Here is a 12,508-nt window from a genome sequence, read left to right on the forward strand (position 1 = left end):
CACACTTACGCATTGCAATGGCAACACTAAAGACGTTCAGCTATAAAAAAGCACCTCCTAAGAGGTGCTTTGTAGTTTATCTAACTATTGCTTAATGCAAAAGATAAACACTCAATTATTTCTTAGCAGCAGCCATTTGAGCAGCTACTTCAGCAGCGAAGTCTTCAGTCTTCTTCTCGATACCTTCACCAACTTCGAAACGTACGAAGTTGATTACGTCTGCGCTGTTGTTCTTAAGAAGCTCAGCAACAGAGATTGAAGGATCTTTAACGAAAGGCTGACCAGTCAAGCTCACTTCGCCAGTGAACTTCTTCATGCGGCCTGCAACCATTTTCTCAGCGATATCAGCTGGCTTACCAGACTGGATAGCGATTTCGATTTGGATTTCTTTCTCTTTCTCAACAACTTCTGCTGGAACATTTTCAGGCTTAACGAACTGCGGGCTTGCAGCTGCAACGTGCATTGCAACGTCTTTCGCTAGCTCTTCGTCACCGCCAGTAAGGATAGAGATAACACCAATACGGCCGCCGTGTACATACGCGCCTAGTGTATCGCCTTCAACGTTGATAACGCGACGAGGAGAGATGTTTTCGCCGATTTTAGCAACAAGTGCGTCACGAACTTCGCTTACTTTAGAACCGTTAAGTTCTGCATCGTTAAGCGCTTCGATGTCGTTGATGTTGTTAGCAGCTGCTACTTCTAGAAGCTCGTTACCAAATTTAAGGAAACCTTCGTCACGTGCTACGAAGTCAGTTTCACAGTTTAGTTCAAGCATAGTCGCGCGACCCGCTTCAACCTTAGTAAGGATTACACCTTCAGCTGCGATACGGCCTGCTTTTTTAGCCGCTTTCGCTTGGCCTGATTTACGCATGTTTTCAATGGCTAACTCAATGTCACCATCCGTTTCAACCAGGGCTTTTTTACAATCCAGCATACCTGCGCCAGTACGTTCGCGCAGTTCTTTAACTAGTGCTGCAGTCACTGCCATTTTTCAATTCCTCAGCATTAAATATAAATTCGTTAGGTAAAAGGGGCGATGTCGCCCCTCTCAATACGTTTCGTATTGTAGTACTGCCATATTATTAAGATATGACAGTAAGCAATCAGAATTACTCTGCTGCTTCTACGAAGTCGTCTTGCTCAGCTTGTACTTCAAGGTTGCTTTCGCGACCTGAGTTGATAGCGTTTGCAGCAGCATCCAAGTAAAGTTGGATAGCGCGGATAGCATCGTCGTTACCAGGGATGATGTAATCAACACCGTCTGGGTTAGAGTTAGTATCAACAACACCAACAACAGGAATACCTAGGTTACGAGCTTCTGTTACAGCAATGTGCTCGTGATCTGCGTCGATAACAAAGATCGCGTCTGGAAGACCGCCCATGTCTTTGATACCGCCAAGGCTGTTTTCAAGCTTGTCCATTTCGCGCTGAAGCATAAGTGCTTCTTTCTTAGTTAGCTTCTCAAACGTACCGTCTTGGCTTTGCTGCTCAAGATCTTTAAGACGCTTGATTGACTGACGTACTGTTTTCCAGTTAGTCAGCATACCACCTAACCAACGCTTGTTTACGTAGTACTGGTCGCACTTAAGAGCAGCATCTTTAACTGCTTCGCCAGCTGCGCGCTTAGTACCAACGAAAAGGATTTTACCTTTCTTAGACGCAACACCTGAAAGGTAGTTAAGTGCGTTGTTGAAAAGTGGAACCGTTTTTTCAAGGTTGATGATATGAACTTTGTTACGAGCGCCGAAGATGAAAGGCTTCATCTTTGGGTTCCAGTAACGAGTTTGGTGACCGAAATGCACACCTGCTTTCAGCATGTCACGCATAGAAACATTAGCCATTTTATTTTCCTCTTGGGGTTAGGCCTCCATATACCCCTTGTATCGATTCAGACCAACCTAAATTGAACTGAACACCCCGATACGAAGTGTCGGTATATGTGTGTTTTAATAAAATAAATTTACCCTCTAAAACGGTGCCAAATGCACGTGGCAAAATGAGCTTTCCGTCAGGGCGCGCGCTTTATACCACAACACCACCTAAGCCTCAAGTTTTGAGGGTAAAAAGCGACAATTTGAAGTATTTAGGTTAAAGAAAGTATAGAACCCTTAATGAGCTCGCTTTCCACCTCTGCCTTTAGCAGATAAAAACCAACAATATCATCACCTTACTAAGAATGACCTGAATAGTGTTATAATGCGTAAGTAATCAAAATTCTTCATCAAACTAGTTTCAAACGATTTGAGAGGCGCTGTGACAGCTATTATCAAAACCCCAGAAGAAATCGAAAAAATGCGCGTAGCCGGTAAATTGGCAGCCGAGGTGCTTACTATGATAGGGCCTTACGTAAAGAAAGGCGTTACCACAGATGAGCTAAATACTATTTGCCACGACTACATTGTAAATGAGCAAAAAGCGGTACCTGCGCCTTTAAACTACGGCCACCCGCCTTTTCCAAAGTCTATCTGTACGTCGGTAAACCACTGTATTTGCCACGGTATTCCTTCTGACAAGAAGCTGAAAGACGGCGACATCATTAATATCGACGTGACAGTTATTAAAGATGGCTATCATGGCGATACGTCAAAAATGTTTGTGGTAGGTAAGCCTTCTATTCTTGCAGAACGCCTAATTCGCGTTACCCAAGAATGCTTATACAAAGCTATTGAGCAAGTGAAACCGGGCATGCGTCTTGGCGATATCGGTCATATTTGTCAAACCCATGCTGAAGCGCATAACTATTCAATAGTTCGTGAATACTGCGGCCACGGTATTGGCGCTAGTTTCCACGAAGAGCCACAAATTGTTCACTACGGTAAGCCAGGGACGGGTGATGTGTTAGAGCCAGGCATGTGCTTTACCATCGAACCTATGGTAAACGCAGGCAAGCGCTACTCAAAAGTGCTACCAGACCAATGGACTGTGGTAACTAAAGACAGAAGTTTAAGCGCCCAATGGGAGCACACCCTATTGGTCACTGAAACCGGCGTTGAGATTCTTACGCTTCGCGAAGAAGAAACCTTGGAACGCATCATTTCTCACGGATAAATCGACTTCGACAATATTGATAACGTTTCGAATAATCGCGTTAAAAATATGATTTCAGAAGATTGAGTCTATCGAATTATGCAAAGCAGCCGTTGAATTCGCGGCTGCTTTTTAATTAGCTCGTTAGCTCAAATTCCAACTATCAAAGTTCGGCATCGTGTGCCCACTCCCCTCATATTTACTGCGCTACACACCTATAACAAAAAACCATAAATATTCACAATTCAACCTAACTTATGCATTAATTTGCTACTGCGAACTACTAGCAATTCATGCTATTGTTCTTAGCGTCTAAAAAGAAGTCTATTTCAAAGGTGTATTTTGACGCTGCAATCACTGATAAAGAATATCGACACAATTAGCTCTGTTGATGAAATCCCCGCCATTAAATCGTGCGTGGAAGCCAGTTATGCCTGGATAACGGAGTCCTTCGACGCTACGCCGGTTAATCAACTCGTTACCGGTCGTGCACAGTTCGTCGATGCGTTGCTTTGTCATCTTTGGCAACTTTATGGTTTAGATACCGTCGACGAATTATCGCTTTGCGCCGTTGGTGGTTACGGCCGTGGTCATCTGCAACCTCATTCAGACATCGATTTACTCATAGTTAGTAAAAAGAAGCTTAAGCCCGATGTACAAGAAAAAATTGGCATGTTCATCACCCTTTTATGGGATATCAAATTAGATGTTGGCCAGTCATTTCGCACTATCAAAGAAACGGTCAAGCTAGCAAAAGACGATATTACGATTGCGACCAATTTAGTGGAAAGCCGATTACTTTGCGGCAGTGAAGCCACCTTTGATAAATTGTGGGATGAAGTTAACGGTCGAAACTCATGGTCGAGCAAAGCGTTTTTCTCAGCCAAGTACGACGAGCAGAAAAAACGCCACGCCAAATTCAACGGTACCGCTTATAACCTTGAACCTAACATCAAAGAAAACCCCGGGTGTTTGCGTGATATTCAATCTATTGGCTGGGTCGCCAAAAAGCATTTTAAAGAATATGACGGCTGGAATTTAGTAGGCCACGGCTACTTTACAGAACAAGAGCACAGTGAATTAATTGCTTGTCGCATGCACCTTTGGAAAATGCGTTGTGCACTACATCTGGTTGCAGGCAGAAGCGAAAACCGGCTGCTGTTTGATTACCAACCTGACGTTGCAAAAATGATGGGGTATGGTGAAGAAGGTAAATCGTCTGTCGAAAAAATGATGCGGGACTTTTTCCGCACAGTGGCGCGGGTGTCAGAACTGAATCAAATGCTGCTTCAGCGCTTCAAGTACGACATGCTGAACCAAAGCGTTCAGAAAAGCGTGATCATAAACGAAGATTTCGAGCTGCTCGATAATATGATATCGCCACGACACGAAACCGTGTTCTCCTCTCCCGAAGCAATCTTGGACTTTCTGCATTTGGTGGCCAACACGCCAGAAGTACAAGGCCTCAGTACGATTTGCATACGTCAGCTGCGCAACGCTCACCGCGCTTTTGAAGCAGAATACTATGTTGAGCGCCCGCTGTGCCGCGAAAAATTCATGCGCTTAATGAAACAGCCTGAGTTCTTTGATTTTGCATGGGACATCATGCATCAATACGGCATTTTACAAGCTTATCTTCCTGAATGGGATGCCATTGTAGGTATGATGCAGTTCGACCTGTTTCACGCCTACACGGTGGACGAACACACTCACCGATTGGTGAAGCACGTTAACTACTTTTTCTCAAAGGCAAATAAAGACTTCCCGCGCTGCGGCAGAATTTGTAGAAACCTCGATAAACCAGAAGTGCTTTATATCGCTGCTATTTTCCACGATATCGCCAAAGGTAGAAATGGCGACCATTCCACATTAGGCGCCCAAGATGTAGCAAAGTTCTGTCAGCAACACGATGTTCCCAGCGACGATGCTGAAATGATTGCATGGCTTGTAGAAAACCACCTACTGATGTCAGTGGTAGCCCAACGCCGTGATATTTATGACCCTGACGTTATAAGCGAGTTTGCTGGCGCGGTAAGAAGCCACAATCACCTTAATTTGCTTTATACGCTCACCCTTGCCGATATTCGTGCCACCAATGACAATCTTTGGAACGACTGGAAAGCATCTTTACTTCGCGAATTATATTTAATGACGCAAAAGGCATTGGATAATGGGCTACAGTGTCAAGTAACATTGAACGAGCGAGTAACTACTCACAAACACCAAGCAAGGCAAATTTTGCAAGAGCGCGCTATTGAGCCTGTTGCTATTGATGCATTGTGGGCCCGCCTGGACGACGATTACTTTGTTCGCTTTAAGCCTACTCAAATCGCGTGGCATACTGATGAAATTATTAAAGCTCAGAATGAATGGCTTACACCAGAGCACGATGGCCTGTTAGTAAAGGCAAATGACAACAGTGCGAAAGGTGGCACTGAGGTGTTTGTTTACGGCAAAGATAGAAAAGCATTGTTTGCGCAAGTCGCGTCAGTGCTGGACAGTCGCAACTGTTCAATTCACGACGCCCACGTTACCGTAACCAGAGACGGCTATGTGTTCGATAGCATGCTAATTCTTGAAAATGACGGCAGTCGTATAAGCTCAGAGTCTCGTATTGCGTCCATTGAAAATGCAATTTCTGCCCAACTTGAAAAGCCGGGACGTTCGCACGAAAATAAGCGTAAATTGCCTCGGCAAATGAAACAACTGGACGTGCCTACTAAGGTACGCTTTTTCAATATCAACGATGAAGCCACGCTTATTGAGTTAGAAGCCCTAGACGCTCCGGGCATTTTAGCTAAAATTGGTCACGCATTCGTTGATACTAATATGACGCTTAAGCTTGCGAAAATTGCCACCATTGGCGAGCGAGCAGAAGATATTTTTATCGTCAGCAATGAGGCTGGCAAAGCATTAACCCAAGAACAACAGGTGAACCTTAAAAAGCGTATCCTGTTCAAACTCGACCAACTTGAAGATATCACAATACCATGAATGAATTGAAAGCCATCATTGAAGACGCCTTCGAAAATCGCGATAGCATTAGCCCTTCATCTGCACCTGATGAAGTAAGAGATGCAGTAGCACAAGCTATTGACCTTTTAAACACAGGTAAAGCGCGCGTTGCAGAAAAAATTGCTGGCGAATGGGTAGTACATCAATGGCTTAAAAAAGCTGTTCTACTTTTCTTCCGTCTTCACAACAACGATGTGATTGAAGGCGCCGAAAGTAAGTTTTATGACAAAGTACCGCTTAAGTATACAAACTATACTGCTGAACAGTTTGCGGCTGACGGCGCGCGTATTGTTCCACCAGCAGCGGTACGTACGGGTACATTCGTAGGTAAGAACGCGGTTGTTATGCCTTCTTACGTAAACATTGGTGCGTTTGTTGACGAAGGTACTATGGTTGATACATGGGCGACAGTAGGCTCGTGCGCGCAAATTGGTAAGAATGTTCACCTTTCTGGTGGCGTGGGCATTGGTGGCGTATTAGAACCGCTTCAGGCTAACCCCACCATTATTGAAGATAACTGCTTTATCGGCGCGCGTTCTGAAATCGTAGAAGGCGTGATTGTTGAAGAAGGTTCTGTTATCTCAATGGGCGTTTACATCGGTCAGAGCACTCGTATTTATGACCGCGAAACCGGTGAAGTTCACTATGGCCGTGTACCAGCAGGTTCAGTAGTCGTGGCGGGTAACCTGCCAAGCGCAGATGGTAAATACAGCCTTTACGCCGCTATCATCGTGAAGAAAGTAGATGCGAAGACCCGCGCGAAAGTAGGTATCAACGCGCTACTTCGCGGCGTAGAATAAGCAGTATTTCTGGCTTATCGCTAACGGCTCGGGTTAATTTCAATTAGCCGAGCCACATGCTGAAAGACTCACAAATTAAAAGAGGCGCTTATGCGCCTCTTTCTTTTCGTAATCAGAACATTTCTAAGACTTAAGCCAACAGCTTATCTTTAATGGTGTTTACCCACTCTACTACGTCTTTTTCGGGCTCTAGGGTTTCAATCGCGTCAACCTCTAACATGTCGGCAACTGCGTTACCTTGTAGCTCGATCAGTAACGCATGAAACTGTTTACCTGCACCACAGAAACTATCGCCATAGCTGCTATCGCCTAGCGCTGCTACCGCGAATGGCTTGCCGGTTAGCATAGGCGATTCGTCTTTCAGATCTGAAAACACAGACTCAAGGTTTGGTGGTACATCGCCCTGCCCTGTTGTAGAGGTAATGATCAAAAGTGCGTCAGCATCAGTAAAATCTGCAACCGACGGGTCGCTTTCTAGTGAGCAATCCACGCCCTGTTCAGCTAAGTTCTCTTCCACCTGCTCAGCTACGTGTTGCGCATTGCCGTAAACTGTACCCGCAATAATTTTCAATGTTGCCATTTTTACCTCTTAAACCAATGATCGTCGCCTTTGTCGACAGGCGGAAATTCTTACTATTTTATCAACCTAAACGCAAAACGGCGCTAATTTTTCGAGCCATAGTCGCATTTCACTGTGCATCTGTGAATTAATTGATACCCACTTTCCAGTGACAGGATGAGAAAAGCCCATTTGAGTACAACTTAAGGCCAAATTGTTAAAATTAAAGTGCTGCTTGGCGAATTTGTTTTGTTTGCCGTCCCCGTGGGTCGTGTCGCCGATAATGGGGTGACGAATATGAACCATGTGCCGACGAAGCTGATGTTTACGACCGGTACTAGGAGAAAGCTTAACTAGCGAATATCGTGCACTTTGGTATTTGCCCACAGGCTCAGGCACTTCGAATTTTGCCACTGACTGATACATAGTTGATGCTGGTTGTGGCGGCTGCTGCGGGCGCTTATGCTTGTCTGCAATTTTGTCGTAGCGGTATTTTAGGGCGTAATCGATATACCCTGTGTGATGCACAAAACCGCGAACTATAGCGTGATACGTTTTTACTACCTGCTTGTCCATCATCTGCTGTCCAAGCTTTGCTGCAATTTCTGAGCTAAAGCTAAACACCAGCACACCTGAAGTGGGTCGGTCTAAACGATGAGCAGGATAGACGTGCTGGCCTATTTGGTCTCTAAGTGTCTGTACTGCGAACACCGTTTCATGTCTATCAATCGGGCTTCTGTGTACTAGTAGGCCAGGCGGCTTCTCAATCGCGATGATATGTTCATCTTGGTACAGCACAGGTAAATGAAGAGCATTGACAATATCTTCCTCACCAACGCTTGCCTTTTCTATTATTTGCTCATCTGAATGCACAGTTAATTGGCCTTTTAAATCGTTCTGCATAGTGCGTTGTGTTTGCTCACCCAATGTCTCCATTGGCAATATTATCAATAACTTGAAGCTGGGACAGAGTGCGCTGATGCGCCGATGACAGATATATTTCTGCTGCGGGCGCAATTTGCATGGGTGGTAAAGGCATTTCCTGTTTCAACAAAATGCGCATTTTGGGAATAAAAATAAAAGCCAACCAACTCTCAAACGCTAAACAGTCGACCGCAAAAGGAACTGCACTTTCCGTGGCATTTTTAAGTTCTTGCTCAGCAGGCATTTTCTTAGGCCAAACACCTTCTTGTTCCATAGCAGTTTCTAACTGCTCCAATGCCCTACCTAGTGCATTGTGACAGGCACTACTCACTTTACTCACAGCAACTCCGCAAAAAAACTTCTATTTCGAAGCGCGCAGTATATCAGGGGCTAAAGATCTACATAAGTCCGCGTGTCTTATCGTTGAAATTCACCTGCTGTGATACCATTATCCGTCTTTGTTGGCGGTATCTCATCGACGTGCCCCTTTAAATAGATGTGACAGCCTGGCAAATTTTGATTAAAGCAGTATTTTGGAACGAGTTATGAGCGCTAACAGTATTAATTCTATCAGCGAGTTTTTGTTACATGCAGGCACTGAATACCAGGTTTTTGATTTAGGTCGTCGCCTTGAACCCACAGATAGTCAGACTTTTCTAGAAATAGAAAACGGCAGTGCTTACGCGCCCTACCCTCGTCAGCAGCATGCGTGGTTCGGCATCGTCTTTTGGAATAAAAATGCCTCTACGCAACACTATATTTGGTTTGTGAAACTGCCGCTTGATGAGCAAGGCTTAGTGGTGGCCGCTGCAAGGAATCACTTTCTAGAGATTATTGTTGAGGCATTAGGTCAGTCGGTTGCTGAAGATACTGAAAACGCACAAACACTGCCTGACAATCCTTATTCGTTTGTTCCCAATCAATCGCAGCTTGCTCAATTTAACGCACTAGTTAAACGCACCCTAAGCCAACCTTTAAGTGAAGAGGCGCAAAAAGTTGAGGCCTACGTTCAAGCCCCGCAACTTGTTGATTGGCAGCAAATATCCATGCAAAGCGTGGCCGACTTTGTACAAAGTCTAAGCCATCACCCCAAACAAGATGTATTAGCGCAGGCAATTAAAACCAACACCTCACTTTACTCGGACGTTTTCCTTAACACTTTAATGGAAATGAGCGAAAGCGTTTCTCTGCCTGAAAATCTATTAGCGGCGTATTTAATTGAGATAGATAAAAGTGACGACATCAATTTAGCGGCGCTGAGAGGCACGTCAGAAGGTAGTTTCCACCCGACCATCAACAACAAACTACTCGAATTATTAAAAAGCGAAAAGTCGCAGAGACTTGATATTTTAAGCGTTATTGCAGCACGTCATTTCGAGCAAATGGAACCACTACTGCTTAGTGCCTTTTTAGAGCATGCAGCAAACGTTGATGAAAAAGAGGGTCATAAGGGCGCATTATTCGCAGGGTTCTTTTCAGATTTAGTACAAGTCCCGAAGTTACGCAGACAAGTGCTAACACTCCTGCATTCCAAAGCCAACCCTCAGATTCTCACCAATGCATTTCAACAATTGTTTGCACAAGCGAGAAAGTAAATGACGTTACTTGAGTTAGTGGTGTGGATGGTTATTGGGTTTACTGGCTATCAGTTTTGGCGCATACGGGCTATTTCTGAACGAACAAACGCTTACCTAAAACAATACTGCGATAAACATGGTTTGCAGTTGTTGAGCGTGGCAAGAGCAAAAACTCGGTTCTCGTTTAAATATGGTAAGCCAGACTGGCACAGTGTATTCAACTTTGAGTTCTCGAGTAATGGTGAGGACCGATATACTGGGGAAGTTGAATTAATAGGTGTAAGGGTTATGCGAACAGAGGTGCCGCCGCATAGGGTTTAAGCTTCTATGTCGAAGAGCGTGAGCGGCTCTTAATTCACCATTCAGGTCAGGTTTTACATAACAAGTGCACACGGATTGGTAATAACAACGCAAAAAAAAGGGGAACCTAGCGGCTCCCCTTTTTCCTGGAATTTTGAGTATCCTTCTCCGCGATCCTTTGCGACTAAAATCTTCCCGATTAAAATCCGTATACGCCCCTTTCCATCTACTCTCGCGCCTTCCTGTGCGAGCTACACATCCATGCGTAGGTCCCTTTCCTTTTATCCTAATTTACTGTACATCCTTCATACAGTGTTCCTCTTCCTGAGGCTGTCCTTGTCAGACTCCGCTGACGTTCCCTTCCCTCATTCCATTATTTGCTGTACATCCTGCTACAGCTTTGCCAATCCTTTAGCATGTCCTTCTTTCGTCCTTGGTTTGCTCGTCCATGCAAACTAGAAATTCCTTAATGGCTATCCTGCCGTTGGCTTCTTGCCTCTAGCTCCTTGCTAGCTCTCGTCCATTTTTCCCTGCTACATCCTGTATGCGAAGTCCTTTCACATTTTACGTCCCTGAATCCCTTTATATCCTTTAAAATCCGTTTCTAACATCCTGTTAATGCAGTGTCCTATCTGCTTTCCTTTCCCTTTCCCCACTGCCTTGTGGGAGTCTCATCCTTAAGTTGTCCTAACTTATTCCGTTGATGATCCTTGACTCAATCCGTGACTCGTCGTGTTTCCTTGTGACATGTTCATAGTATCCCTTCCAATTATTACCGCCATATTGAATTACAGAGATTTAAGAAAGATTCTTGTACGACTTTTGACTAATTTTTAAAAACTTCAATATAATCAATAGCTTTATACTTTAGTATAAATTAACCTTTCATCATTTAGGTAAGATCACTCACAGCGTTTGTAGGAAATGTCTTACAAACGCTGTAGTAAATTTGGAGTAAAGATTGGAACTGCAACTGGTGAGGTTTTGGTAGGAGTATCACATCGAATAAAAAAACATCATTTTAGCCTGAACATTACCTCACCGTTCACATGAGAAAGGCTTAGTTGTCCTACAACCTGATAATTGTCATCGTTAAAGAAAGCGCGATGTTTTTCTATGGTCACGAACACCGAAACACCCTCACTTTTTTCATCTTCCTCTACCACGCTATCAATAGCGCCAAGTAATATATGCCCAAGCCCATGATGTTGATAATCTGGATGCACTGCGATGAAACTCAGCATGTGGAAGTTATCGGCGGGAACTAATGCTCGCACTTTTTCTTCTTTCTCTAGCATTTGCTTTGTACCGAACAAACCTGCCGTTAAAAGCATCCGCAATCTCCAGTGCCAGTAACGTCCTGAACCAAATGCTGCATCGGGCGCGGTCAAGCATGCAACGGCAATAAGCCGCTCATCATCGAACAGGCCAATCATCGGCTGCTCTGCAACCCAAAATGCATTGAGCTCTTCACGGATAGCTGACCGTAGACGGCTTTCATAACCTTCTTTTTCTGCTTGGAAAATGTCAATGAACAATGGGTCATCTACATACGCATTGTAAAGAATAGAGGCGGCAACTTTAAGATCATCTACAGATAGATAGATGGCTTTAACCGTGTCTTGCAAGGGGGCTATTGCATTATTAATAGCATCAGTATTCATCAGGGGCTCCTTGTACGCAAAGTTATACAGCTGCTTTTACCCATTTAAATAAAATGGGAGAAGTGGACACTACCGCACAACTTTTATCATTGCGCCAACCACCCACTTAAACTGATTAAACTTTAGCCTACGCGAAAAACCCCTGCATGTTAACTTTTTATTAACATTTAAAAACAGTTAGTAATGCCTACTTTCGTAATCAATTACCAACTAACGATTGTTAGTGCATTAAGCTATAAGCACTGTCACCCCAGCCAACTAAATTTCCATTTCTGAAAACCAACGGCGTACACTCGTCTTTTGTGGTGATACCATCGCCCATCGTTTTTTGAGTTCGGTAGTAAAGTACGCGATATGTGCCGTCTTGCTTTTCGAACAGTTCGTTGAAATCCGCAACGCCCATTTTTCTCAATACACTTTCGTAAGTTGTCCCTGTTTCAAGATTCGCGATGTGTTTACGATTGTTAAACTCTCTGTCTTCCCAATCAGCACCATAGTGACTATCTGAACCGCCACCTACTGATACGACACAACCTGAAAGCAAAACTGAAGATGCCAAAGCTACTGAAAGAAGAACCGTTTTCATGTGAATTCCTTAATTATGTGTGTTGTTTTTATTCGATACTACGCCTACTTTGTGAA

12 protein-coding genes are annotated in these 12,508 nt (G+C 44.1%); 5 read left to right on the forward strand and 7 right to left on the reverse strand.

Going from position 1 to position 12,508, the window contains the following annotated elements:
• Positions 1-115 precede the first annotated feature (115 nt).
• Positions 116-988 carry a translation elongation factor Ts gene (gene tsf, locus AC0J2X_RS03450; RefSeq protein ID WP_014948553.1) on the reverse strand — a complete coding sequence of 291 codons (873 nt, stop codon included), beginning with the start codon at positions 986-988 and terminating at the stop codon, positions 116-118.
• A gap of 121 nt (positions 989-1,109) precedes the next feature.
• Complete coding sequence (rpsB, locus tag AC0J2X_RS03455; RefSeq protein ID WP_014948552.1) at positions 1,110-1,841, reverse strand: 30S ribosomal protein S2; 732 nt, start codon at positions 1,839-1,841, stop codon at positions 1,110-1,112.
• Between the two features lie 412 nt (positions 1,842-2,253).
• Here rpsB and map point away from each other — a divergent pair, with 412 nt between their 5' ends.
• The 3 genes from map (at position 2,254) to dapD (ending at position 6,842) form a co-directional block, all read left to right on the forward strand.
• The gene (gene map / locus AC0J2X_RS03460) at positions 2,254-3,048 is read left to right on the forward strand and encodes a type I methionyl aminopeptidase (protein WP_014948551.1); all 795 of its coding nucleotides are present in this window, start codon (positions 2,254-2,256) and stop codon (positions 3,046-3,048) included.
• A 321-nt stretch (positions 3,049-3,369) separates the two neighbouring features.
• Positions 3,370-6,021, forward strand: coding sequence for a [protein-PII] uridylyltransferase (gene glnD, locus AC0J2X_RS03465; protein ID WP_472995750.1), 2,652 nt, complete (start codon positions 3,370-3,372; stop codon positions 6,019-6,021).
• Positions 6,018-6,842, forward strand: a complete 825-nt coding sequence (dapD, locus tag AC0J2X_RS03470) for a 2,3,4,5-tetrahydropyridine-2,6-dicarboxylate N-succinyltransferase (protein ID WP_014948549.1) — start codon at positions 6,018-6,020, stop codon at positions 6,840-6,842. Before glnD ends, dapD begins: the two co-directional genes overlap by 4 nt.
• 130 nt (positions 6,843-6,972) lie before the next feature.
• Here the strand turns inward: dapD and AC0J2X_RS03475 are convergent, their stop codons facing one another.
• The 3 genes from AC0J2X_RS03475 to AC0J2X_RS03485 form a co-directional block, all read right to left on the reverse strand.
• Entirely contained in the window at positions 6,973-7,422 is a 450-nt protein-coding gene (locus tag AC0J2X_RS03475) for a flavodoxin (protein ID WP_198813848.1), read from the reverse strand.
• A gap of 66 nt (positions 7,423-7,488) precedes the next feature.
• On the reverse strand, positions 7,489-8,328 hold the full coding sequence (gene truC / locus AC0J2X_RS03480) for a tRNA pseudouridine(65) synthase TruC (protein WP_198813850.1): 840 nt from the start codon (positions 8,326-8,328) through the stop codon (positions 7,489-7,491).
• Positions 8,321-8,665 (reverse strand): YqcC family protein, encoded by a 345-nt coding sequence (locus tag AC0J2X_RS03485; RefSeq protein ID WP_232362808.1) that lies wholly within the window; start codon positions 8,663-8,665, stop codon positions 8,321-8,323. The genes truC and AC0J2X_RS03485 overlap by 8 nt, the downstream gene beginning before the upstream one ends.
• A 205-nt stretch (positions 8,666-8,870) precedes the next feature.
• Here AC0J2X_RS03485 and AC0J2X_RS03490 point away from each other — a divergent pair, with 205 nt between their 5' ends.
• Both AC0J2X_RS03490 and AC0J2X_RS03495 read left to right on the forward strand, forming a co-directional pair.
• The gene (locus tag AC0J2X_RS03490; protein ID WP_472995751.1) at positions 8,871-9,920 is read left to right on the forward strand and encodes a DUF3549 family protein; all 1,050 of its coding nucleotides are present in this window, start codon (positions 8,871-8,873) and stop codon (positions 9,918-9,920) included.
• Positions 9,921-10,223, forward strand: coding sequence for a DUF3301 domain-containing protein (locus tag AC0J2X_RS03495; protein WP_014948544.1), 303 nt, complete (start codon positions 9,921-9,923; stop codon positions 10,221-10,223).
• Between the two features lie 995 nt (positions 10,224-11,218).
• Here the strand turns inward: AC0J2X_RS03495 and AC0J2X_RS03500 are convergent.
• Both AC0J2X_RS03500 and AC0J2X_RS03505 read right to left on the reverse strand, forming a co-directional pair.
• A complete protein-coding gene (locus AC0J2X_RS03500) occupies positions 11,219-11,866 on the reverse strand; it encodes a GNAT family N-acetyltransferase (RefSeq protein WP_014948543.1) in 648 nt (215 codons plus the stop codon).
• A gap of 220 nt (positions 11,867-12,086) precedes the next feature.
• Complete coding sequence (locus AC0J2X_RS03505; protein WP_014948542.1) at positions 12,087-12,452, reverse strand: DUF3192 domain-containing protein; 366 nt, start codon at positions 12,450-12,452, stop codon at positions 12,087-12,089.
• Positions 12,453-12,508 lie beyond the last annotated feature (56 nt).

It is taken from the genome of Alteromonas sp. R7, assembly GCF_055755235.1.